General features: G+C 35.6%; 28 protein-coding genes. 9 read left to right on the top strand and 19 right to left on the bottom strand.

Features of this window, described 5'->3' with window-relative positions; all coding sequences use genetic code 11:
* Positions 1-106: 106 nt before the first annotated feature.
* The 13 genes from WJM97_RS00795 to WJM97_RS00735 form a co-directional block, all read right to left on the bottom strand.
* Positions 107-1462, bottom strand: coding sequence for a protein kinase (locus tag WJM97_RS00795; protein ID WP_353931184.1), 1356 nt, complete (start codon positions 1460-1462; stop codon positions 107-109).
* 498 nt (positions 1463-1960) lie between these two features.
* Positions 1961-2407 (bottom strand): PIN domain-containing protein, encoded by a 447-nt coding sequence (locus tag WJM97_RS00790; protein ID WP_353931183.1) that lies wholly within the window; start codon positions 2405-2407, stop codon positions 1961-1963.
* The gene (locus WJM97_RS00785; RefSeq protein ID WP_353931182.1) at positions 2397-2675 is read right to left on the bottom strand and encodes a hypothetical protein; all 279 of its coding nucleotides are present in this window, start codon (positions 2673-2675) and stop codon (positions 2397-2399) included. Before WJM97_RS00785 ends, WJM97_RS00790 begins: the two co-directional genes overlap by 11 nt.
* A gap of 69 nt (positions 2676-2744) precedes the next feature.
* Positions 2745-2993 (bottom strand): DUF2281 domain-containing protein, encoded by a 249-nt coding sequence (locus tag WJM97_RS00780; protein WP_353931181.1) that lies wholly within the window; start codon positions 2991-2993, stop codon positions 2745-2747.
* A gap of 269 nt (positions 2994-3262) precedes the next feature.
* A complete protein-coding gene (locus tag WJM97_RS00775; RefSeq protein ID WP_353931180.1) occupies positions 3263-3499 on the bottom strand; it encodes a hypothetical protein in 237 nt (78 codons plus the stop codon).
* A 4-nt stretch (positions 3500-3503) separates the two neighbouring features.
* Positions 3504-3740, bottom strand: a complete 237-nt coding sequence (locus WJM97_RS00770; RefSeq protein ID WP_353931179.1) for a hypothetical protein — start codon at positions 3738-3740, stop codon at positions 3504-3506.
* A 456-nt stretch (positions 3741-4196) separates the two neighbouring features.
* Positions 4197-5492 (bottom strand): serine/threonine-protein kinase, encoded by a 1296-nt coding sequence (locus WJM97_RS00765; protein ID WP_353931178.1) that lies wholly within the window; start codon positions 5490-5492, stop codon positions 4197-4199.
* Between the two features lie 598 nt (positions 5493-6090).
* Positions 6091-6396: a cell division topological specificity factor MinE gene (minE, locus tag WJM97_RS00760; RefSeq protein ID WP_353931177.1), complete on the bottom strand. Its 306-nt coding sequence runs from the start codon at positions 6394-6396 to the stop codon at positions 6091-6093.
* A 36-nt stretch (positions 6397-6432) separates the two neighbouring features.
* Positions 6433-7239 (bottom strand): septum site-determining protein MinD, encoded by an 807-nt coding sequence (gene minD, locus WJM97_RS00755; RefSeq protein ID WP_353931176.1) that lies wholly within the window; start codon positions 7237-7239, stop codon positions 6433-6435.
* 56 nt (positions 7240-7295) lie between these two features.
* Positions 7296-8399 carry a septum site-determining protein MinC gene (gene minC, locus WJM97_RS00750; RefSeq protein ID WP_353931175.1) on the bottom strand — a complete coding sequence of 368 codons (1104 nt, stop codon included), beginning with the start codon at positions 8397-8399 and terminating at the stop codon, positions 7296-7298.
* A 55-nt stretch (positions 8400-8454) separates the two neighbouring features.
* Entirely contained in the window at positions 8455-9777 is a 1323-nt protein-coding gene (locus WJM97_RS00745; RefSeq protein WP_353931174.1) for a four-carbon acid sugar kinase family protein, read from the bottom strand.
* A 23-nt stretch (positions 9778-9800) separates the two neighbouring features.
* The gene (locus tag WJM97_RS00740; protein ID WP_353931173.1) at positions 9801-10463 is read right to left on the bottom strand and encodes a hypothetical protein; all 663 of its coding nucleotides are present in this window, start codon (positions 10461-10463) and stop codon (positions 9801-9803) included.
* Positions 10464-10504: 41 nt separating this feature from the next.
* Positions 10505-10999 carry a DUF29 domain-containing protein gene (locus WJM97_RS00735; RefSeq protein WP_353931172.1) on the bottom strand — a complete coding sequence of 165 codons (495 nt, stop codon included), beginning with the start codon at positions 10997-10999 and terminating at the stop codon, positions 10505-10507.
* A 103-nt stretch (positions 11000-11102) separates the two neighbouring features.
* Between WJM97_RS00735 and WJM97_RS00730 the strand changes: the two genes are divergently transcribed.
* From WJM97_RS00730 to WJM97_RS00715, 4 genes are all read left to right on the top strand, one after another.
* Positions 11103-11327, top strand: coding sequence for a DUF433 domain-containing protein (locus tag WJM97_RS00730; protein WP_353931171.1), 225 nt, complete (start codon positions 11103-11105; stop codon positions 11325-11327).
* Positions 11324-11656 (top strand): DUF5615 family PIN-like protein, encoded by a 333-nt coding sequence (locus tag WJM97_RS00725; RefSeq protein ID WP_353931170.1) that lies wholly within the window; start codon positions 11324-11326, stop codon positions 11654-11656. Before WJM97_RS00730 ends, WJM97_RS00725 begins: the two co-directional genes overlap by 4 nt.
* A 78-nt stretch (positions 11657-11734) precedes the next feature.
* On the top strand, positions 11735-11920 hold the full coding sequence (locus WJM97_RS00720; RefSeq protein ID WP_353931169.1) for a hypothetical protein: 186 nt from the start codon (positions 11735-11737) through the stop codon (positions 11918-11920).
* Positions 11901-12053: a hypothetical protein gene (locus WJM97_RS00715; protein WP_353931168.1), complete on the top strand. Its 153-nt coding sequence runs from the start codon at positions 11901-11903 to the stop codon at positions 12051-12053. The genes WJM97_RS00720 and WJM97_RS00715 overlap by 20 nt, the downstream gene beginning before the upstream one ends.
* 92 nt (positions 12054-12145) lie before the next feature.
* On the opposite strand, the gene WJM97_RS00710 is transcribed toward WJM97_RS00715, so the two are convergent.
* On the bottom strand, positions 12146-12358 hold the full coding sequence (locus tag WJM97_RS00710; protein ID WP_353931167.1) for a hypothetical protein: 213 nt from the start codon (positions 12356-12358) through the stop codon (positions 12146-12148).
* Positions 12359-12542: 184 nt separating this feature from the next.
* On the opposite strand from WJM97_RS00710, the gene WJM97_RS00705 reads away from it, so the two are divergent.
* Together WJM97_RS00705 and WJM97_RS00700 are read left to right on the top strand one after the other, a co-directional pair.
* Positions 12543-12767 carry an addiction module protein gene (locus WJM97_RS00705; protein WP_353931166.1) on the top strand — a complete coding sequence of 75 codons (225 nt, stop codon included), beginning with the start codon at positions 12543-12545 and terminating at the stop codon, positions 12765-12767.
* Positions 12764-13060 carry a type II toxin-antitoxin system RelE/ParE family toxin gene (locus WJM97_RS00700; RefSeq protein ID WP_353931165.1) on the top strand — a complete coding sequence of 99 codons (297 nt, stop codon included), beginning with the start codon at positions 12764-12766 and terminating at the stop codon, positions 13058-13060. Before WJM97_RS00705 ends, WJM97_RS00700 begins: the two co-directional genes overlap by 4 nt.
* A gap of 62 nt (positions 13061-13122) precedes the next feature.
* On the opposite strand, the gene WJM97_RS00695 is transcribed toward WJM97_RS00700, so the two are convergent.
* Positions 13123-13377, bottom strand: a complete 255-nt coding sequence (locus tag WJM97_RS00695) for a UPF0175 family protein (RefSeq protein WP_353931164.1) — start codon at positions 13375-13377, stop codon at positions 13123-13125.
* Between the two features lie 289 nt (positions 13378-13666).
* On the opposite strand from WJM97_RS00695, the gene WJM97_RS00690 reads away from it, so the two are divergent.
* Entirely contained in the window at positions 13667-14953 is a 1287-nt protein-coding gene (locus WJM97_RS00690; RefSeq protein ID WP_353931163.1) for a hypothetical protein, read from the top strand.
* Between the two features lie 80 nt (positions 14954-15033).
* Here WJM97_RS00690 and WJM97_RS00685 read toward each other — a convergent pair whose 3' ends face one another.
* Positions 15034-16323, bottom strand: a complete 1290-nt coding sequence (locus WJM97_RS00685; protein WP_353931162.1) for a Glu/Leu/Phe/Val dehydrogenase — start codon at positions 16321-16323, stop codon at positions 15034-15036.
* 198 nt (positions 16324-16521) lie between these two features.
* Here WJM97_RS00685 and WJM97_RS00680 point away from each other — a divergent pair, with 198 nt between their 5' ends.
* On the top strand, positions 16522-16719 hold the full coding sequence (locus tag WJM97_RS00680; protein ID WP_353931161.1) for a type II toxin-antitoxin system Phd/YefM family antitoxin: 198 nt from the start codon (positions 16522-16524) through the stop codon (positions 16717-16719).
* A gap of 104 nt (positions 16720-16823) precedes the next feature.
* Positions 16824-18164: a cytochrome P450 gene (locus tag WJM97_RS00675; protein WP_353931160.1), complete on the top strand. Its 1341-nt coding sequence runs from the start codon at positions 16824-16826 to the stop codon at positions 18162-18164.
* A 54-nt stretch (positions 18165-18218) separates the two neighbouring features.
* Here WJM97_RS00675 and WJM97_RS00670 read toward each other — a convergent pair whose 3' ends face one another.
* The 3 genes from WJM97_RS00670 to WJM97_RS00660 all read right to left on the bottom strand — a co-directional run bounded on the left by WJM97_RS00670 (position 18219) and on the right by WJM97_RS00660 (position 21748).
* Positions 18219-19694: a carotenoid oxygenase family protein gene (locus tag WJM97_RS00670; RefSeq protein WP_353931159.1), complete on the bottom strand. Its 1476-nt coding sequence runs from the start codon at positions 19692-19694 to the stop codon at positions 18219-18221.
* A 157-nt stretch (positions 19695-19851) separates the two neighbouring features.
* Positions 19852-21207, bottom strand: a complete 1356-nt coding sequence (locus tag WJM97_RS00665) for a folate/biopterin family MFS transporter (protein WP_353931158.1) — start codon at positions 21205-21207, stop codon at positions 19852-19854.
* Positions 21208-21553: 346 nt separating this feature from the next.
* On the bottom strand, positions 21554-21748 hold the full coding sequence (locus WJM97_RS00660; RefSeq protein ID WP_353931157.1) for a hypothetical protein: 195 nt from the start codon (positions 21746-21748) through the stop codon (positions 21554-21556).
* Positions 21749-22251 lie beyond the last annotated feature (503 nt).

Raw genomic sequence — 22251 nt, 5'->3', positions numbered from 1 at the left:
GATCTATTCTCAGTAACTAATATATATTTATTTAGATATGAATTTTGCAAATGCTAAATTTAAAACTTTAATTATTTGTGCGATTGTGTCTTTGGGTGAGCTATATTTATACAGCTTTTAACAAAGCTTCCTTAAATTCTAGCGCAGTTTGAAAATATATCTGCGGTTTTTCGGTTAAAGCTAAATCTATAACTTCTGCTAACTTTTCAGGAATACTATGATCACGTTGATGAATGGGTACAGGATGATTATTTAAAATACTAGCCCAAGGATGACGATCAAAATCACGGGGGAATTTTCCTGTTAACATATTATATAAACAGGCTGCACTTGCCCAAACGTCAACTTCTGGTAATGAATGTTTAAAATCTAAAACTTGTTGACGAGGCATAAATAAAGGAGTTCCCATTTTTGCACCTGTGAAAGTTTGTCCACTTAAACCAGCTAAATCAAAGGCTTTGGCTAAACCATAATCACCTATTTTTACTACCATTTTACCATTTATTTTAGTAATAAAAATATTGTTGGGTTTTAAATCTCGATGAACTAAACCTTTACCTTTTCCGAGTCTACCATCTGCTAATCTCACATAGGGAACTTCGACGTTATGGGCATAAATTAAACCATCAAGAATTTGTAAGGTGATATCAACTGCAATATTAACCGGTAAACTTCCTCCTAGTTTCTCCATTAAATCCCAAACATCTCCACCTTCGCAATATTCCATTGTGAAGAAAAAGGTATTTTCCGCAAAACCATAATCTAAAAGTTGCACTACGTTGGGATGTTGTAAATATTTGCTATTTTCAGTTTCTCTTAAAAACATTCTCACACCTTTTTCTGTAGCTGCAACTGCGGGTAACATGATTTTTAAAGCTACAAGTTGTTTGGTTTTTTGATGTTGAGCTAAAAATACTTCTCCACATCCACCTTCACCTAATGATTTGATAATCTGATAATTAGAAATAACTTTTAAATTTTGATTACCTTGACTAGCTAAGTTAAAAAGATTTTGAATAATATTGAAAATGTGCGGTTTTTTATTTTCGGGTTTGTTTTCTGCGGGGATGGGAATATTTGGAGTTTTCTGTTTTTCTATTTCTTGTTCTACACCAATATCAAAAATAATATCGCCAATTTGCACTTGATCATTATTCGTTAAATCATATTCAGGAAATACTATTTTTGCTGCTGCTTCTGGTGTTTCCTCTGATTTTCTTTGACCAATGATTTTACCATTAATATAAGTTCCATTTAAACTGCCTAAATCTCTAATTCTAATTTCTGGAGGATTGATATCTAATAAGCAGTGATAACGGGAAATTTTCATATCTATATTATCGGCAATTTGTAAATTGCAATCATCGTTTCTACCGATAATACAAGTGCTGCGGTTATCAAATATATATTGTTTTCCTGATAGTTTCCCTGTGGTGATGGTGAGGGTAACGGTAGGTGGCATTTTTGCGGTTGTTTGTTTTGGGGTTCAATCAATATTATATTCGGTTTGTGATTTTTTTAGCACGCAGAGAGAATATGAGTTATTTGGATGTGATTTGAGAAAAAAAGTTTTTGTGGCAATAAAGGGGGGTCTATTCTCAATATTATTGAGAATGGTGTCAATAATTCAACGAGTTTTGGTGATTTCAGCTTGGGGGGTTGACAGTGTTCTGAGTTTTTGCTACTCTAATGTTATATATAGAAATCTGTGCGCGCCATATATATAGGGTTTTTAGGTAATCAGGTTTTGAATTATTGAAGTTGGGATTTTTAATATTTTAATTTGTCTGAATCAGGATGTCCAGGATTTGAGGATGTATACGATGTGATTGGATGATTGTTTGTTGGGAAGTTGGGGATTTTTCAGGATGTTTTAAATGATTTTTTTTGAATAATTTAAGCTATCTAAAAACTACCATCCTGTAAATCCTATAATCCTGGTTATCCTGATTCTAACAAATTAGACTAAAAAATCACTCAAAACTAAAATCGTTAATTCTGTAACTCGTTTCAACTGAATATCATTAGTTAAGAAGATATCACATTGAGAAAATATAGCTACGGAAATTTGTAAAGAATCTAATAAAGCTAAATTATATTTAGCTCTTAATTGGGATGCTTGTTTAGCAATTAATTCATCAATTTGTACAAATTCAACATTGACACCAGAAACAATCAAATCAATAAAATCCTGTTGTAATTCTGTTAATCCTAAACGATAGGGATAAACTAGACACTCAGATAATGTGATAGGAGAAGTAACCGCACCTAGTAAACCTGAATCTATACCGTGAAAAACATAGTTGACTAAAGACTGATATTGAGGATGATTCTCTACATAGTAAATTACTGGTGCTGTATCCAAAAATAACTTTTTACCCTGAATTAAATAATCTTCAATGTTCATAGATATTTCTGAGATTTAATTCCCTATTTTTACTTTCCTCGTTTCTATTTCTGGAAACCCAATTTTGAGCATCTTCACTAACTAAAGGATAAGGTGCTTTACCTCTGATTTCTTGCCATTTTCGAGGTTGTTTTTGTTCTATATCATTTGGTTGTGATTGCAGGGATAATGAATCAATAAAAATTAACACCTGTTCTTGTTGTGCAGGTGTTAATTTGTCTATTTTTTCTAAAATAGATTTTTTATTTTCCAGTGCTGTAGTCATCATGAAAATCCTCATCATCTGTAAAACACAATCTTCTTTAATTATAAAGTGTTGGTATCTAAAACATACATTTTAGAAACTCTCCCTTAAAACATCTTCTCCCGCACTGCTGCGAATTTCTTCTAAACTCGGAAAATCATCTTTCCAAGTTCCTGCAAGGGAATAAACTAATTCTTCCCAAGAAAGGTTTTGAGAATCATTGATATTTTGGTTAGTGTTGAGGTGTTTATTACGGATAAATTCTGCAAAGTTGAGAATTCCTTCAGCTTGTGCTGGGGGTAGAGTTTTTACAAGTGCGTAAATTTGGTCAGCTATTGTCATAATTTTTTATTTGAGTTATTCATTCGGGATATTGATTTTATCTGTGATGTACTAATATTTTAATTTGTCAGAATCAGGATGTCCAGGATTTTAGGATTTTCAGGATGTTTTTTAATGATTATTTGTTGGGAAGTTGGGGATTTTTCAGGATGTTTTTGAATGATTGTTTTTGAATTATTTCAACGATCTAAAAATTACCATCCTATAAATCCTATAATCCTGGTTATCCTGATTCTGACAAATACAAATTTTATCAACAAACAAACTATCTAAAAATTACATAAGGATAATAATTCTCGACTTTCAGCAGGTAATTCCAGTAAAATAAAATAGGAACTAGGATAAAGATAATCTTCTCCTGATTCATCTATTACACGAATTTGATGATGTTGATTTGCTTTTTCATCAGGTAAAATTTCATAGATTTTTCTAGTTTCTAAGGATGCTGGGTAATTATCATTTTTGATACAAATAGCGAATTGTTTAGATATATTTGTATTTGACATAAGTTTACTCATCTAAAAGGTACTTGATTTTTATTTCCTTTTTACCAATACCATGAGCTTCATACCAGTGAAGTTCAGCTTGACAGATGCTTTCATCTTCTAATTTAATGGTAGCAATTCCTTTTAATTTTCGCCATCTCCCTTGTCCATAGATTTTCTTTAATCTTTCTACATCACGAATTGATTTATCAATAGCAATTATTTCTATTTGCTCAATTTTTCCTAATATTTCAAAATTCAATGTTGTTATCCTTGTGAAAATAAGTTTTTATAATGATGTTATCTATGATGTACTGATATTTTAATTTGTCTGAATCAGGATGTCCAGGATTTGAGGATGGACAGGATGTGATTGAATGATTGTTTTTTGGAAGTTGGGGATTTTTCAGGATGTTATTGATGATTGTTTTTGAATAATTTAAACTATCTATAAATTACCATCCTGTTAATCCTATAATCCTGGTTATCCAGATATGGCTACGCCACGCTTCGCTATCAGACAAATGCAACTTTCATCAGCAACAAACCATCTAAAAATTACAATCCTGTAAATCCTATCATCCTGGTTATCCTGATTCTGACAAATACAACTTTCATCAGCAACAAACCATCTAGAAATTACCATCCTGTAAATCCTATAATCCTGGTTATCCTGATTCAGACTTAATAATTTTATGTAACCTTTACAGACTACAATCTACAAGTCTCGACGCGAGAGAGACCAGACCGACCAGCTACTGCGGAACAAACATATCTTCTCCAAAAACAATGCCCACCCCACCGGGAGGTGTCCTTCTGGTGCTTTTATATCAAAAGTAATATCTTTGTAATACAACCAGCTTCCTCCTTCTCTCCATCCTACCTTGTCTCCGAACTTCTCCCAGATTTCATCATATTCTCTTGTTCCACCGAAACTTTGATAAATTCGTTTCTGTACAGAAAAACCAAATTTACCATTACTGTATTTTACCCACAATTGGTCAATAGTACGCAGGTCAGCACAGGGAAAATTATCAATACTATTAGTATCTAAGTAACCTTCTTTTTCCCGTTTTGCAACTGCTAACATTACCCTTCTAGTTTGCTCATCCGCTTCTTTCCAGTTTCCAGCTTTGAGGTAGTTTTGCAGTTTTCTATAATCCATTCCTACATCTGATTTTAATTCTACCTCATCATCACCAGCACGGGGAAATAAACCCACCCATTCCTGCATAGTTTGGGGACGGTTTTGGGGTTCTAATTCTAAACCTTTAATAATTGCATGATTTAATTTTTCACTAATTCTAGAATTTAACTCCTTTGGTGGTATTAAATCACGGTTTGTCATTTTCCGAGCTAAAGAAGAAATGGGAGTATCTCCAGTCACTAAATAAAACAAGGAAGCTGCAAGGGTGTAAATATCTAAAGTTGGTAATTTTTCCGTTTCTAACATTTGTTCCCAAGGTGCAAAAGCTAGATTCCCGTTTTGATTGATGCTTTGACTATTGATGTTTCCCGCTAAACCAAAATCTATTAAAACTACAGTATTGCTATTTTCTCGTAAAATCATATTACCAGGATGTGCGTCCCGGTGAATAATTCCTTGTTGGTGACAAATAGATAAAGCTTGGGCAATTTGTTTGATATAATCAATGGCAACTTGTTCTGATAAAATGCCTTGTGCTTGAATCAAATTATATAAATTTTCACCTTTAACAAAATCCATCACTAAACAGGGTAAATTATCCTCTTCAAAGAAGTCTATAATTCTGACTATGTTGGGATGATGATTTTGGGTAATTTCTGCTAATATTCTTCCTTCTTTGCGAAAACCTTTGACGTATTTGGGATAATTTGCATCTTTCTGTAACCGACTATTGGGAGTTTTGATGACAACGGGAAAATTCAAATCTCGGTGTTTAGCTTTAAAGGTGACACCAAAACCTCCACCACCTATTTCTGCTTCTACTATAAAATGAGGACGTTGTTTTAAATATTGACCTGGTTGTAACATTATTCAATAGGATGGTATTTAATAGGATTGGTAAAAATATGTATATTGTTTAGTATATCTGAATCAGGATGTCCAGGATTAAAGGATGTACAGGATGTCCAAAGATCCCTGACTTGCATGATAATTGATTTTATACAGGATAGGTGAAAAAAGAAGTCGGGGATCTGAATGTTTGATTTTGTCTGATAGCGTAGCGTGACGCAAGTCTAAATCAGGATATCCAGGATTTTAGGATTTTCAGGATGTGATTGATAAATTGATAGTTGGGATTTTTAAGATTTAAGTTTCGCGCAGAGACGCTGAGGAGCGAAGACGCAAAGAAGAAATTAGTTTACTATCTGCGTTCATCTGCGTTTAATTATCAGAATCAGGATGGGATTGATAAATTGGTGGTGGGGATTTTTTGATGTGGGTGAAAATAACAATGTTGAAGATTAAAAACCCTATATATATGCGCCCACAGATTTCCACTCATAACATAATTGTACAACAGTATTTTCGGCTTGTCAAGTCTAAATGCTAAAATAATATTAAAAAATCATCTCACCGTAGTGGGTGAAAGTGCAAAATAGAGATTGCACCTAACCCTGTCTACAGATTAAACCTCTGTTGATGTCTCAGTGGCTTCTAACTCAGGTGTATTTTCCTTAACTCTGCGTATAGGTAAATTTGCGATTAAAGCCGTCGTTCTTTGGTTACTTTCCAAAGAAAACTCCAAACCATCGGAATCAATTTCTACATAACGACAGACAATTTCTAGGATTTCCTGACGCATTTTTTCCAAAGTAGACGCGTCTAGGTCGGCGCGGTCATGGGCTATGACTACTTGCAGACGGCGTTTTACTTCGGTGCGGCTGGTGTCTGGTGTACGAACAAAAAGTCTTTCTAAAAGTTCAAGAATCATTGCTGCTAAGTATTAGGCGGAGACTGGGAAAAAAAATTAAACAATCTTTGTCCACAACAACTTCCGTAAGCGGGAAAAGATGGTGTCGTTGGGGGAGTCAAGATCAAGAAATTCGACAGTTTCCCCCTCTAATCTGCGAGCAATGTTTTCAAAGGCTAAAGCTGCCAAAGAAGGAGTTTCTGATAATACTAAAGGTTCACCTCGGTTGGTGGAAACTATGACACGCTCGTCATCTGGGATTACCCCGATCAAGGGAATAGCGAGAAGTTCCTGAACATCCTGCACAGACATCATATCATTTGCCCGTACCATTGCTGGTCTGATGCGGTTAATTATTAAGTGAATTTTTTTGACACCTTGGGCTTCTAATAAACCGACAACCCTGTCAGCGTCCCGAACTGCGGAAATTTCGGGGGTAGTGACAATTAAAGCTTCTTTTGCGGGGGCGATCGCATTTTTAAAGCCCATTTCAATTCCCGCTGGACTATCAATTAATATGTATTTATATTTTTGTGATAGGGCATTGACCAAGATTTTCATTTGGTCGGGAGTCACTGAATCTTTGGTACGATTTTGGGCAGCAGGTAATAAAACAAGATTAGGTTGACGCTTGTCTTTAACTAAAGCTTGGTCTAACCGACATTCTCTGGCTAAGACTTCTACCGCTGTATAAACAATACGATTTTCTAGTCCTAGCAGCAAATCTAAATTTCTCAGACCAAAATCTGCATCAACTAAGGCTACTTGTCGCCCTATTTTGGCTAAAGCCATGCCTAAATTTGCGGAAACCGTGGTTTTACCCACTCCTCCCTTTCCGGAGGTAGTAACAATAATGCGACTCATAACAGCAATCTGCTCAATTGGGGATGGTGGAAATAATACTAAATATTTAGAGATATTTAGAAACTTTGATTTATTTTACTTAAAGGTGTGCGCGAAAAATCAGTAGCTTTAGCGATGCGAATTCCCTGGGGTGTGATATGAGCAACTTCTGGGAAAAACTGTGTCAGTGATTTCTCTGGTGATCTAGCTACTGCATCAGCAATTCTCAGTTGGGTGGGTTCCATTTGCAAAGCCATAATTAGACATTCACGATTTCCCCCAGCACCAGCATGAGCTACCCCCCGTAAACGCCCCCAAACGATGATATCTCCATCGGCAATGACCATACCACCGGGGTTGATATCTCCTAAGATGATCACAGTACCAGGATGGCGAATTTCTGCACCTGATCTTACCGTCATTTCTAGATAAAGTGCATCTGCTAAAGGTTTAGCAGTGGTGAGAGGATCATTGACAAAGGATGGTTGTAACTGGACTTGTTCGACGGAATAACCCAAGGTACAAGCGGCGATCGCTGTTTGTCGGCGACTGGTAGATACAGATTTTAATTCCAATTTGACTTCTTTTAAAGTTTCTGCCAATTCTTGTAGTTGTCTACTGTCTAATAAACGGTCTTTTGCTATTAAATTAACTGTGGTATTAGCAGTTCTCAGGCGATCGCTACCATTTAAACGTTGTCGCATTTGTTGCCAAATTTCTGACCAACTCACCTCTGAAGCTGGTAATTCAGATTCACGGGGTAAAATTAATGATAGTTTCCCATCCTGGGTTTTAAATTGAACTTGGATATTTTTGTTTTTTGCTGCTGCTAATTCTAAATCATTGCTATTTAAATCTATATCTAAATCTAAATCCATATCAATTAACTCAGAGTTAGATTCTCCTTCCTTGATATTTTCAGATTTTTCAGAATTAGGTAGAAAATCAGAATTTTGATCTTCTGATTTCTGACCCTGTAAATACACCAGCACAGAATTTACATCTTGATCAGGAATTACAGGATCATCATGATCTTTCTTGCTATTAGCAACTTCCTGAATATCAACCCCTGGATAATTTTTTTCCTCTTCTTGAATATCTAAAATTGATTGCGGATCAGCAAGTTCAGAATTTAAATCTTTATCCAAATTTTTTGATGGTTGAATAGAATCAGAATTCATTTTTAATTTGCTACTAATGGGTAACATCTAACAAGAAAAACCTAATGAATAACAACTAATGACTAACTAATCTTTGATAAATTGTCGCCAAAGCATCAGTATTACCAACATTGCCGGGAAATAAAACCACTGGTAAATTAGGAAATTGGGGATGATCAGATGCTGTAATTACCATGGAACAACCTGCTAAAATTTGACCTAGTAACCGAGCAGAAGTTAAAGTTAAACCCGTACTCAATACATCATTAGAAGTAATACCCCCCTTGCTGATTAAAAATCCGATATCAGCCGGTAAACCCTTCACAATATCCATCAATAAAGCCGAAACTATCGCCCCAAAATCTAACCTGGTTTTAACATCTTTAAAAGTCAATTCCTGGCGACTTGTATAAATTACTGGTGTTTTACCAGTATTATATACTTCCCGAACTTGTTCTAAAATTTCGGTAAGTATTTTAGCAGATTCATTGACTCCATGATCAAGTAATCTACTAACATTAACTTCTATCCCTACCGTTCCCTCAACTGTTAATAATGATTCTAACTGTTGAGTCGTCTTTTGCACATGAGAACCAACAATTACTGCACCCGGTTTACCCCCACGCACATATTCTGACATATTTTCAGCGGCGATGGGTTGGGGTGGTAAAGCTGCTAAGGCTGTTAATATACTGGCAGCGGAACGAAATAAAAACCGTTTACCTTGACTGGCTGCTGTTAATAAGTCTTGGGCAAAGATGTTAAGATCAGTTTGATTTTCTCCATCTACAACTGCACATTGATTATCATGTAGTTGCAATAATTTTTCTAAGCTCCCTTTACGGATATCTGCAAGCAAAAATCTGGTGACAGTATCTTCTTTGATGCGTCCTTTGGTTTTTTCTTCTACATATTTAGGTAAGTAGCTGTAATTGTAACTAAAGACGGAATCACGAGCAAATTCTGTTTCGTGTACGGGGGTAGGAACACTGTCAATGATTAAATAATGGATGCTATCACGGGTAATTCTCCCACCTTCAAAAAATGCTGGGACAAGGAAATGAGCGTCAAATGCTCCAAGTTCTTCGGCAATGACATCGGTTTCGATGGGATAATGACCGCGTAGGGTGGAGTCAGAACGACTGACAATCAGGAAATCTGTGATTTGTTCTGCTTCTATTGCAAGTTTGAGGTTATGACAAACTTCTCTGGTGACATTTGCGGCATCTTCTGGGGTGAGGGAACGGGTATTGGTTAAGATGAAGAAAATGGGAGCATTGTCTTTTAAACCCAAACGCAAGGTTTCTACGTCCCAGTGCATTAATAATAGGCAACTGTGAACGGTTTGAGAACCGGTAGGATCATCATCTAAAACGATTATTTTTGGTTGGTTATTCATCAGATTTTGTGTATGCAACTTAATTAGACTTTTTGTAATTTTCTGAGTTCTGCTTGTACATCAAGAGCAATTTGCAATGATTGATTTAGCAATTGTCCATATTCTCCAGCTTGACTACTCACTTCTAAAGTTTGCAAATTAGCTAAGTTATTGACAAGTAACTCTTGGTTGTTAGCAAGCAGTTTTTTATTATCGCGCAAAATCCGTTCACTTTTTAAAGCGCGAACTAAATCTTCTCTGATGAGTTGCAGTGCAGATATCACTTGTTCGCGGTCATCAATGCTACTTTGGGTATTGCCAGAGGAGGCAAGTTGATCATTAATATCTATAGCTTGAATAATGGTGTGATATTTGTCTACTTCGTCTAGGAGTGTGGTTAATGCTTGGGGAGAGGTGAATTTTCGCCAGAGCGATCGCCCTAAAAATACAGCAATTGGTACAATAAGAACTAAAATAACACCCAGTTTATTAGAAGATCCCAAGGTGGGTAAAATGATAAAAGCATAAATAAAGCCGACAATTACTGGTGTTAGTGCTAAAGCAACTAAGGCTTCGTTAATAAAAAAACCGATGCGTTTTTCCTTGTCTGCCATTATGGACGGACGATATAAGTCTTCTGTATCAAACCCTGTTAAGCGTTTTAGTTCACCTTTGCTAATTTCCAAGCCTACTAAATCTGGCTGCACTGCTAGATACTCCTGGGGGAAGGGTAATTGGTGTATCTATTCTAGTCGGCTTTATTGTGATGATTGCATCTGTATTCGGGGAACCAGTCTTCATCTAATATTTGTTCTAAAGAACCAATGGGGATAAGGGGGAATGTATCAAGAGAAAGTTGAGAACTATCACTGACTAATTTTCTTGCTTCTTGATAACATTCATCAAATATTTCTAAGATGTAAGGTTTTAAACTTGGACTATCTTGGAGATAATCTTTTATTTGTGTTCTAAATTTTCTAATTTCACCTTTCCAATGTCCTTGATTTCGTTCTCTTTCCTGATCCCAATATTTGAGTTTTAGGAGATATTCAATGAGGTTAATTAATAAATTTTGAATTGTTCGTTTTTGACTTCTACCTAGAGTTTCTAATTCTTCTAATAAATTCTCTAAATCAACAGCGGAAAATTGACCTGTGCGAAGTTGGTTAATGGTTGTTTTTATCCACAGGTAATAATCTTGGTCGTATAGGGTTTGAGTTTCGGGTTTTGTTGGTGTTTGCATAGAATAGCGGTAGTTTTGCTATTTTTTTATTTTACATTAATTGAATTGCAGTTTGTACAAATTTGACTTATAATGAAAAACAAAATTGTATGTAATCAATTATATGTCAAATTTACTAGAAAGAATTACCATTAATCCTAAACAATGTGGTGGTCGTCCTTGTATTCGGGGAATGAGAATTAGAGTATCAGATGTGTTAGATTTGTTTGCTGCTGGTTTAAGTGCTGAAGAAATTCTAGAGGAAATGCCGGATCTTGAAGCTGATGATCTTAAATCAGCACTTTTATACGCTTCACGAAAACTCAATCATCCGGTGTTAGTTGCATGATAATCTGGATTGATGCACACTTATCACCATCTATTGCTACTTGGATTACTCAGACATTTAATATAACTGCTTTAGCCTTGCGTGATGTCGGTTTAAGAGATGCTGAAGATGAGGAAATTTTTGCAGCAGCAAAAGCTCAAGGAGTTATTTTTATAACTAAGGATAGCGACTTTGTTGATTTAGTTGAACGTCTGGGAATACCCCCACAAATCATCTGGTTAACCTGTGGTAATACTTCAAATGCTAGATTGAGAGAGATTTTGAGTGCAAATTTGCTGGAAGCTTTGAAGATTTTATCTTCTGGTGAAGCACTAGTTGAAATTACTTAAGTCAAATGTACACGCATCCTATAATAAACTTGATATTAAGGATACAATGCTTAGTAAAAAGTAGAAAGGATTAATAATATGATGTCATCCGATGATAATGCACAGCCACAGAAACAGGATTACCGGAACGAAGAAGTAGAAGTAGAAAACTCCACTGGTGAGAGATTTCCCATAGAGACTTATCTGCTGCGCGTTTATCCCGAAAGTTTCAACAGTTATGATGCTTACATGGAGATTCATTCCTATGTCAATTACAATTTATAAGGAAATCCAGAAAGTCATCTCACCACGTCTTTGTAAAACATGGAAAGTAATCACTGAACCTACAAAGTTATTTCCTCCTAATCCTCCAGGTTGGTTATTTTGGCTTCGTTTGAATCAAGAGGATGTTTCCTAACATTTCACATTAGATATCTTCGAAAAAAAAGATAAAACCCTTGTGCATTCAGGGTCAATAGCTATTTTTTGGAGATGTCTATTGAATAATTCCTAGTTAGGTCGAACCATTTCTAAGTCATCTTGAGTTACTTGTCTAGTAATTCCACTTGGGAAGAAGTCTCTTTCAGGATCAAGCAATTCAACCACCTGATAGATGTTACCCCTCTGTGTAGAACTGTTTCCTATCTGATTAGCCATGAAGTCAATTCCTGAAGGGATACATAGTTCACCAGTTGACTTGATTAGTAAAATTTGTTTACCCATAACTGACTAGCTATTATTTTTAATGTTGTCTTGTTTGAGAATATCACACTAAGTATGATGAAAAAATCTTAATTGATTAGGTGCTAAAAGCGCCATAGCACCCTCAAATTAACTCAATATGTAGAGCGATCGCTTATCCTAGAAAATAGATAAATACCTTATCTTCCTATTGAGGTCAGTTAACATGGACATCAGTGTAGCTTTAAATGAAATCAAAACCCTTAGTATTGCAGATAGAATTCGGATTGTACAAGATATTTTGGAAAGTATCGCAGCAGAACAGGCTTATCCAGATTTAACAACAGCGCAAAAACGAGAACTTGATCGTCGGATTACTGATTATGAAGCAAATCCAGATGATGTCATGACATGGGAAGAAATTAAATCTTCAATTAGAGGACAACAATGAATTATGTCCTAGTTTTTCGTCCAGAAGTTCGTGAAGAACTGGATGATGCGTATAACTGGTATCAAACTCAGCAAATAGGACTTGGTGATGAGTTTTTAGAATGCGTGGATAATATGCTAAATCGGATTTGTCAAATGCCAGAATCCTATGCAGTTGTGTATCTTGATGTTCGACGAACAGTAGTCCGACGTTTTCCTTATGCTATATACTACCGAATCGTGTCAAGTCGTGTGATTGTGACAGCAATTTTTCACAGTCGAAGAGATCCAAAATCATGGCAAACGCGAACCTAAAAAATAGAAGTTAATCAACAATAGCAATTAAAGGAGAAGTATTAATAACAATTTCACTGGTGTTAGGCATTTTCTATATCTGATAATAATTCTTCTTCACTTAAATCAATTAATGGCACTCCATAATCATTTAATTTAAGGATAAAAGTTACTCTCTCTACTCCCAATAAATCCGCAGCCATACCACAAGAAAGACGTTTCATTTCATATAGTTTAACTGCCATTGCCCATTTTGCTTCTTGTTCAAACTGTTCTCTAGTTTTGCCAACAGCATCAGGTAAAGTTTCAGGGTAGTTAATTTTGAGTTGCAAAGACATTTTTTATTGTATAGCAAAGGTAGTTGATATTATTAAATTATAACAAATATAATAATTAACTCAAAGCGTAAGGCGATATCTGGGTTCTGGTACTATCGCTCCCCCAAATTAACTCAAAGCTGAGAGCGATCGCACCCCAAAATCTACTAATATCAAAATATAGCATCCTTGTACGCGATAATACTGAAAAAAAAATTTAACAGCCTTGGGAACTTGCAAATAAGACATCCCGTCATAAGTAACTGAAAATCAGGTAATTTATCTTACCCATCTACTTGCAAGGATATCAATGTCGCACAATAACTCTTTAACTTCCTTTTGTAAACAGCTTTTGACAGTTACAAGTTTATCTGTAATCACCGCTGTATCAATCCCTTCTCAGGCTTTCTCCTTAACCACAGAAATAGCAGAAATCAAAGATAAATCGGTTTCAGTTCAAGAACTACAAAATAATTCAGCTACCAGTTTTTTAAGTGGTGAAACATCAGAACTACTGCTTGCAAAAAAAGATAAAGATAAATATAAAGATCGTGACTATAAAGATCGCAAAGGTAAAAAGCGCTCATCAAAGAAACATAGACAGAAAGATTGGGATTGCGATTTTACAGTAGGTAGACTACTAAATTCTAACAATAAATCCTTAGTGCTGTATTTAGATATTCTGCAAAAACCAGAAACTAAATATGCAAATGTTGTTTACCAAGTTTACGCCAAGAAAAAAAATACATGGAAAGCTGTATACACAAGCACTGGATCAAGATTAATCAAAAAATACGGTGCAAAATACCGTTTAGAACCAGAAATTATAGAGTTTAAAAAACTAGGAATCAAAGATAAAGACTTTGATAAAACAGACCTAAAGTTTGTTGCCCAAATTCGCTATGATTACCAAAATAGACGCGATGAAAGATTCGTAATTGAAGATACTTGGAATTATGATTATATCACCGAATACACCAATGTTTCTCAAGTAACTGAGGTCAACTATACCGAAGTAAATGAAAGAGAAGGTTCTTACAGAAGGGATGATAGGTATGAACGTAGAGACGATGATAGGTATGAACGTAGAGACGATGATAGGTATGAACGTAGAGACGATGACAAATATGAGCGTAGAGAAGTAAAAGATAAAGGTAAAAAACGCTATTCCTATAAAGCCTATAAAGACAAAGATTGGGATTGTGAATTTAAACTAGGCAAATTAGTAAATACCAATAAAAAAGCCTTTGTAGTATATTTGGATATCTTCAATAAACCAGCTACCAAATATGCAAATGTAGTTTATGTACTTTATGCTCGCCAAAATAATCGTTGGGTGCAAGTTCATACCAGCACTGGTGCAAGACTAATCAAACAGAAAGGCAAAAAACACTATCTAAACCCAGAAGTAATTGAATTTAGCAAACTACGATTAGGCAATATTAACCTATCAAAATCCGACCTCAAATTTGTTACAGAAATTCGTTATGACACAGAAACCAGACGTGAACAAAGAGTAGTGGTAGAAAATACCTGGAACTACAGTTCAATCAGCGAAATTAGTAGTGTTAGAGAGCTAGATGTGGTTGAATATTAACTTTCTAATTGGAAAATAAATAATCACATTTAGCGGTGAGGGTTTAGCAGTGCTAAACCCCTACTAAGTAATCTACACAACTAAGGATACAAACCTCTGTCTGTCAAAGCCTGAGCAACTCTACCCACACCCAGAGTATAGGCAGCTAACCGTAAATTTACTTTTCTATTCTGTGCTTGTTGCATCACCTGACGGTAAGCATTCACCATCAAATTTTCCATTTCTCGGTTGACTCTTTCCTCATCCCAGAACAAGTAAGAAAGACCTTGCACCCATTCCAAATAACTCACCACCACACCACCAGCATTAGCCAAAATATCCGGTAAAACCGTCACCCCACGAGCTTCTAGAACTCGGTTAGCTTCCAGCGTCACAGGGCCATTAGCAGCTTCAGCGACAAAGTGGGCTTGGATTTGATTAACATTTTCTTCCGTAATTTGATTTTCTAAAGCAGCAGGAATTAATACATCACAAGGTAAAGTTAGTAAATCTGCGTTACTGATGGCAGTTCCTTGGGGAAAACCGACGACACTACGACGATTTTCAGCAGCATAGACTTTTAAAGCTGGAATATCAAGACCAGTTGCCGAAAAAATACCCCCAGCACCAGTGGAAACAGCAATAATTTTTGCGCCTTCTTTGTGTAATAATTCAGCCGCAGCACCGCCAACATTACCGAAACCTTGGATAGCAATTTTTACATCTGCAAGAGATTTACCTTGATCTGCCAAAGCTTCACGGACAATAATCATTACACCCCGGCCTGTAGCCATTTCCCGACCCAGAGAACCACCAACGGAAATGGGTTTACCCGTCACCACACCTGGTACAGCATGACCAACATTCACAGAATAGGTATCCATCATCCAAGCCATTTCCCTGGCTGAAGTTCCCATATCTGGGGCTGGTATATCTACAGAGGGTCCAATGTCTTTAATTAACTCACTGATATAACGGCGGCTAATGCGTTCTAATTCACCCGCACTGTATTTTTTCGGATCTATGGGTATTCCTCCCTTAGCACCACCGTAGGGAATACCTAACAACGCACATTTCCAAGTCATCAACATGGCTAAAGCGGAAACTTCCCGTAATGTCACCGCTGGATGGTAACGAATACCACCTTTATAGGGGCCTAAAATATCCGAATGTTGTACCCGGTGTCCAGCTAAAACCCTTATTTCCCCACTATCCATTTTGACGGGGATGGAAACAGTAACGACTTTACGGGGATGGCTGAGAATTTCTAATAAACCTGAATCTAATTTTAATTCCTTAGCAGCCCATTCTAAATAACTACAAGCTTGATCAAATGGGCAAATATGCGCTGGGGAATGATTTTCCCACACTGGACGAGAGGTTGTAACCATCACATTTACTCCTCATCACGGTATTTAGGTGAACCGGATATGCTTAGTTTACCCCAAGTTTAAAAATTAATGGCAATTTTGTAGTTTTCGTTACAATTTTATGTTTAAAAATATGATGCGAGTTCTAGATACTCTCAAATTTGCACTTTATTTGAAGTTATGTTAAGGTCTAGTCAAAATAGTCAGAATAGTCATATTATGCAAACTTACACTCTTACAGATGCTCGAAATAAACACGGTGAGGTTTTTGATCAAGCTGCCATTGAACCTGTTTTACTTACCAAACAATCACGTCCTAGTCATGTCATTCTTTCTGCAAGTAGCTATCAAAAACTAATTGATAGGATTCAAGAATTAGAAAGTTTACTGTTAGCTCAAAATCAGGATATTCCCTAGTAAATATAATCCTAATATCCAGTCCCAATATCCAGAAAATATTCACTCTGTAAATATGATAAAATCTTAGAGTCATAAATCACTATTTACCAAAATAGACAAATATGATAAATATTCACAAAAAAGAAAACAAGTTACCTCTACCTCCTGGAAACCTTGGGTTACCAATTATTGGTGAAACAATTAGTTTTTTGAATGATCCAAATTTTGCTGAAAACCGACAGAAAAAATATGGTAATGTTTTTAAAACTAATCTATTTGGTTCTCCTACAATTATAATGATAGGAGCAGAGGCAAATCGCTTTATTTTTAGCACTGAAAATAATAATTTTGTGGGTAAATGGCCGGAAAGTTTTTCCACTTTACTAGGTCCTGCTTCTGTATCAATACAAACAGGTAGCATTCATCAAAGCAGACGCAAATTATTATCCCAAGCTTTTCAACCACGAGCTTTAGCAAGTTATATTCCATCAATAGTAGAAATTACTAATAGCTATTTACAGAAATGGGAAAATTTAGGTCAATTAACTTGGTATCCTGAAATAAGAAAATACACCTTTCATGTAGCTTGTAAATTATTAGTAGGAACAGATACTACTAATGATCCTCATTTTGCTGAATTATTTGAAGAGTGGTTTCAGGGATTATTTACTCTTCCTATTCGGTTACCTGGGACTAAGTTTAGTAAAGCTTTAAAAAGCAGAGAGCAGTTATTACTAAAGATTGAGAATATTATTTTACAACGTCAAAAACAACCAAGTTCAGAACAGGATGCTTTAGGTTTATTCTTGAATGCAAAAGATGAAGATGGTAGTAGTTTGAGTGTAGATGAACTCAAAGACCAAATTTTAAATTTACTTTTTGCTGGACATGAAGCCTTAACTTCTGCACTTTCTTCTTTTTGTTTACTGTTAGCTCAAAACCCGGAAATTTTAGCAGCAGCAAGGAAGGAACAAGAAAAAATAATTTGTACAGATATGCTTACATCTGTACATCTCAAAGAAATGACTTATTTAGATCAAATTCTTAAAGAAGTCCTGCGATTTATTCCCCCTGTTTTTGGTGGGTTTCGGGAAGTAATTCAAACTTGTGAATTTAACGGTTATCAACTTCCTCAAGGTTGGAGTATTTTATATGAAGTTGGTAAAACTAATCAAGATGAAACTATCTATAAAGATGCTCAAAAATTTGATCCGGAAAGATTTAGTATAGAGAGAAAAGAGGATAAATCTAAACCTTTTAGTTATGTAAGTTTTGGAGGTGGAATGAGAGAATGTCTAGGAAAAGAATTTGCTAAGTTGGAAATGAAAATATTAGCTACTTTTTTGTTACGTGGTTATGAATGGGAACTTTTACCAGGACAAAATTTAGATTTAAAAATGATACCCACACCTAAACCTCGTGATGGTTTAAAGGTGGTTTTCCGTTCTATTAATCAGAATTAGTTTGAAATTATTTAAAAGTTGGGTTGTGCTATCGCTTAACCCAACCTACTTTATTTAGATAAATGTTTCTGAGGTAAAACTCCCATGTAAACCGTAAGGAATATGATGTTTTAAATGTAGTTTTGCTATTGCACCTTGTTGAATGTTTTGAGCATCTAAAATCACTACATCTGTACGATGATGTTCAGCATCATAAACTAAAGTTATTACCCAACCTTCATCTTCTTTTTCAGAATTGGGACGAGGAATAAAAATTGGTTCACCAACAAAACCACAGGGTGCTGCGCTCCAAATTTCTCTTGTATCTGATGTTATATCAACTTTCCAAATTGCTTGTAAAGGTGCATTTCCACTAGGGTTATGTGTAGCAGCACTATATAAATAACGATAGGGTTTACCTACATTATTGGGATGAATTACAGGAAACTCACAAGCACGATTATCTATTAACTGATTTTCTACTTTATTTTCTGATAAATGTAGATTAAATCGCCAAAGTTGACCAGGTGCGTTAGCTTCAAATTTGCTTTCTCGATAATCACTATTAGCTTCAACCTCGGTTAAGGAATTATAGCAAATTGAGTCAACAACAATCTCATTTCCGACTTCAAAAGCATTCACATGATGGAAAATAAAACCTGCTTTTGTTTCTAAAACTTTTACCTCATTTTCAGCAGTTTGGCTGTTTGTACGAGGAATAAGAATGATTTTTGTGGGTTGATTTTTTTGGACTTTAATACATTGTCCAGCACTAGCTATTCCTAAAGCAAAGGGTAGGGGATTAAACTTAACAGGATTTTGAAAGAAGATACAGTAATTTTCGGTGATAACAAAATCATGAATGAAGCAAAAACCAGGAACACTATGATTTTGTTTGCTGATGATTTCCCCGTTAGTATTCAATTCAAAAATATTAATTGTGGTTGTTGGACCCGGTTTAATAGCAAAGTTCACTAATTTAGCATTGGGGTCTATGCGGGGATGGGCGCTAAATGCTTCACCTGTGGATAAAACACCATTGAAATATTCATTTCCTAATGTTTCTAAAGTTTGGGGATTTAATAAATAGGGTTCTGCTGCTTCCCATAGTGCTAATAGTTTGTTACCCCAATAGATAACATTTGTATTAGCGATGTGTTTGATTTTAAAATCGAAGATATTAGCTAACCAACCGCCTGGTTTTTGTGTACCAAATACGCCTCGATAGAGAATTTTACCTGCTTTTTTTTCTGTTAAATAACCTTCAGTTTCTACAAATCGGTTACGGAAATGAGCGCGACCATTGGTAAATGTAATCCGGCTAATCATTCCGTCTCCATCAAAGGGGTGATGTAATCTTTGTCCATTTACATCTAGTAAACCGGGACCGTTTCTAAATAGTGTACCTTGTAATTCTAAGGGTATTTGTCCTTCTATTTCATCAATCCAATAATCATATTCTTGGTTCAGAGATTCATATCCACCTTGCCAATCTTTTTGGCTATAGGATTTTTCTAAAGAGAGATTGTCTTGATTATCTACAGTCTGCATATTTTTCAGATTTTTATTGTTTTAAAAAAGCTACAGCACTTTCCGTCATGAGGTACACTATTGGCGGGCAAGATGCCCACCCCACAAGAGTTTCATTATTATAATTTGTACCTCATAAGAATGCAATCTGCTGTATGTTATTTTTGTGAGGTCAAAATCAAACAATTGAAGTATCGGCAGAGGTAATTGTTTCTGTTTCTTCTGTAGGCAAGAAGTTGATAAATAATATGGGAATAACAGCTATTAGGTTAGTGATGATTACTAATAACCAGAGGCTATCAAAGTTGGTTTCTGTAATACCTAACCAGTGCATAACTATTGCCCCAAATTCTTTAGAAATAGCCCCCCCTAAGTTGAAGATTGACATCAGGAGTGCAAACAATGTGGCTTCTATTCCCAATGGACAAATTCTGGCTGCTAAGACCATAATGGGCATGAAGGCAATTTGTCCCATGACGGCAAGAATTAAACTGTCACCTAAACTGAACCATTCATCATCTATTCCTAATGCTCTGTTGGTGTGTGTTACTAACACTAACATTGTCATTCTTAATGCTGCGGAAATGACGATGCTCCAACCACAAATTACCCGAAATGGTACGGCTTTGAGGAAACGTTGAAAAATCCAAATCCCAATTAATGAAGCTAAACTTGTAACTAAATGAACTCTACCTAAAAATTCTGGTTGAAAGTGCAATTCATTAGTAAAAAAGTAGAAATATGCTGCTTCTCCACTGGGGGTAGATTGCCAAATAAATATAAAGGCTGTGGGTATCCAAATAGCTTTTTGGGTGAAGGCTTGGCGTAGTTGTTTAAGTTGTTTAGGAATGGTGAGTGGATGATTTTGATCGGTTTTTGGTGTTTCTTTGTTAATGGGTATTTCTGCAATTAACCAAGCTACGAAGGAGACAATTAACGGAAATACAGCCGTTACTAAAAATACTATACGAGTGCTGAAATATTGTAAAAGTAAGCCACTAAAATAGGCTGTAATTAAACCACCAACGGCGGTAGCACCCCAACATAGAGATTGTAATGAACCTGCTTTGGCTTGACTTTCTACTCTGGCACGTTCGACCACGAGGGAGTCAACAATGACATCACTGAAAGCAACGGAAAAAGAAGATAAGGCGATCGCAATTGTAGCTGTTAAACTACTATCAACTATTGTTCCCATACCTACCCATGCAACAGCCCCTAGTATCCCCGATAACACTAAATAGGGGCGACGACGGTAGCCGAAAATGGGCAAACCATCGGAAATAAAACCAAATAGGGGTTTTATCATCCAAGGGAGGGCAACTACCCCCAATAAGGCTGATACCTCCACTGGAGTTAGATGTAACTCATCTTTGAGGAAAAAGCTAACGGCTAGACGTGCTAACCCTAATATGCCTTGGACGAAGTAGACTGCAAGTATGGCAATTAATTCTGGCGTAGGCTCGTTACCTAAGAGAATTCTTTTGCTTACTGAGTCTTTGACTTTTGGCAAGCCAGAGGATTCAATTAGCATTCTGTGAATATTTTTTAAGTTTTATCTACTTTTCTATCATATCCAGATACACGGGAAATGAACAGTTACCAGTTAACAGTAAAAGATTACGGGTATTAAATATCAATATTTTTGTGAATAGGAAATAACTACAATAATATAAATTATTGTATAATTATATGCTTATTATTGCTTTATAATTACTTAATTGATTTATTGATTATTTTATCTATGCTCTGTCCATACAAAATATTTCAGGCGGCATTGCATAAGGTACAACTTTTGACCACAAAACTTCGCATCAGCAGAATTGCTACGGAATCAACCTGACTACTTAATATTTGTATATTTTTGACAAGCACCTGTATTACTCTACAGTATTAACTACAGGATGAGTTACTACACTTGTGTTACGAGTTTCTATGTGATTGGATAAACGGTTAATAGTTAATAATGGTACTTCTTGCCGGCAAGATAAGCAAAACCAATATAGTTCACCATGACGAATATGACGCAAGATTGAACCACCGCAGCATGGGCAGGTGTTGGTTCTTTGATTCATAGCAATGTCCTCCTAAAAAAGTTGGTTTGTTATAATCAGGCAAAAAAAATTTTGATGAAACTTTCATGGATTTATCTGTAAAACTGCTAATTATTCTGTTTCGTGACAGAAATTGGATGCTATGCCTTACAGTTATTAAATGTTGTGCTTGAATGTTTGTGGATATTGATTTATTGCTTGAAGATTAACTATTATCTTTCTTGTCATTATTGTGTGAGAACAAATCATGATAACTGAATTTTCTTAAATCTAAGTTAACTTTTTTTTACTAGCAAGGCTGTAATTTTGAATGACTGGACTATTAACCTGACTCACATAGTCTGATATATCAGTAAAGGTAATAGCCAATAAGTAAGGCCATTACAAACTTACAACTGAGTATTTAGTATTTTCATCTATCTTGGGGATCATTTTCAATTAAAATGTTTTGTAGCATAACTCACATTTTTTGGTTTGCATAATTTGTTTACATAATTTTGTAATTGTGAATACGGATTTGTAAC

The organism is Okeanomitos corallinicola TIOX110, from assembly GCF_038050375.1.
Lineage (GTDB): Bacteria > Cyanobacteriota > Cyanobacteriia > Cyanobacteriales > Nostocaceae > Okeanomitos > Okeanomitos corallinicola.
This window is presented reverse-complemented; position numbering and strand designations above follow the sequence as displayed.

Coding starts and splice junctions, on each gene's coding strand:
- WJM97_RS00795 (WP_353931184.1), bottom strand. CDS start 1,462: ATGCCACCTACCGTTACCCTCACCATCACCACAGGGAAACTATCAGGA.
- WJM97_RS00790 (WP_353931183.1), bottom strand. CDS start 2,407: ATGAACATTGAAGATTATTTAATTCAGGGTAAAAAGTTATTTTTGGAT.
- WJM97_RS00785 (WP_353931182.1), bottom strand. CDS start 2,675: ATGATGACTACAGCACTGGAAAATAAAAAATCTATTTTAGAAAAAATA.
- WJM97_RS00780 (WP_353931181.1), bottom strand. CDS start 2,993: ATGACAATAGCTGACCAAATTTACGCACTTGTAAAAACTCTACCCCCA.
- WJM97_RS00775 (WP_353931180.1), bottom strand. CDS start 3,499: ATGTCAAATACAAATATATCTAAACAATTCGCTATTTGTATCAAAAAT.
- WJM97_RS00765 (WP_353931178.1), bottom strand. CDS start 5,492: ATGTTACAACCAGGTCAATATTTAAAACAACGTCCTCATTTTATAGTA.
- minE (WP_353931177.1), bottom strand. CDS start 6,396: ATGATTCTTGAACTTTTAGAAAGACTTTTTGTTCGTACACCAGACACC.
- minD (WP_353931176.1), bottom strand. CDS start 7,239: ATGAGTCGCATTATTGTTACTACCTCCGGAAAGGGAGGAGTGGGTAAA.
- minC (WP_353931175.1), bottom strand. CDS start 8,399: ATGAATTCTGATTCTATTCAACCATCAAAAAATTTGGATAAAGATTTA.
- WJM97_RS00745 (WP_353931174.1), bottom strand. CDS start 9,777: ATGAATAACCAACCAAAAATAATCGTTTTAGATGATGATCCTACCGGT.
- WJM97_RS00735 (WP_353931172.1), bottom strand. CDS start 10,999: ATGCAAACACCAACAAAACCCGAAACTCAAACCCTATACGACCAAGAT.
- WJM97_RS00730 (WP_353931171.1), top strand. CDS start 11,103: ATGTCAAATTTACTAGAAAGAATTACCATTAATCCTAAACAATGTGGT.
- WJM97_RS00725 (WP_353931170.1), top strand. CDS start 11,324: ATGATAATCTGGATTGATGCACACTTATCACCATCTATTGCTACTTGG.
- WJM97_RS00720 (WP_353931169.1), top strand. CDS start 11,735: ATGATGTCATCCGATGATAATGCACAGCCACAGAAACAGGATTACCGG.
- WJM97_RS00715 (WP_353931168.1), top strand. CDS start 11,901: ATGTCAATTACAATTTATAAGGAAATCCAGAAAGTCATCTCACCACGT.
- WJM97_RS00710 (WP_353931167.1), bottom strand. CDS start 12,358: ATGGGTAAACAAATTTTACTAATCAAGTCAACTGGTGAACTATGTATC.
- WJM97_RS00705 (WP_353931166.1), top strand. CDS start 12,543: ATGGACATCAGTGTAGCTTTAAATGAAATCAAAACCCTTAGTATTGCA.
- WJM97_RS00700 (WP_353931165.1), top strand. CDS start 12,764: ATGAATTATGTCCTAGTTTTTCGTCCAGAAGTTCGTGAAGAACTGGAT.
- WJM97_RS00695 (WP_353931164.1), bottom strand. CDS start 13,377: ATGTCTTTGCAACTCAAAATTAACTACCCTGAAACTTTACCTGATGCT.
- WJM97_RS00690 (WP_353931163.1), top strand. CDS start 13,667: ATGTCGCACAATAACTCTTTAACTTCCTTTTGTAAACAGCTTTTGACA.
- WJM97_RS00685 (WP_353931162.1), bottom strand. CDS start 16,323: ATGGTTACAACCTCTCGTCCAGTGTGGGAAAATCATTCCCCAGCGCAT.
- WJM97_RS00680 (WP_353931161.1), top strand. CDS start 16,522: ATGCAAACTTACACTCTTACAGATGCTCGAAATAAACACGGTGAGGTT.
- WJM97_RS00675 (WP_353931160.1), top strand. CDS start 16,824: ATGATAAATATTCACAAAAAAGAAAACAAGTTACCTCTACCTCCTGGA.
- WJM97_RS00670 (WP_353931159.1), bottom strand. CDS start 19,694: ATGCAGACTGTAGATAATCAAGACAATCTCTCTTTAGAAAAATCCTAT.
- WJM97_RS00665 (WP_353931158.1), bottom strand. CDS start 21,207: ATGCTAATTGAATCCTCTGGCTTGCCAAAAGTCAAAGACTCAGTAAGC.
- WJM97_RS00660 (WP_353931157.1), bottom strand. CDS start 21,748: ATGAATCAAAGAACCAACACCTGCCCATGCTGCGGTGGTTCAATCTTG.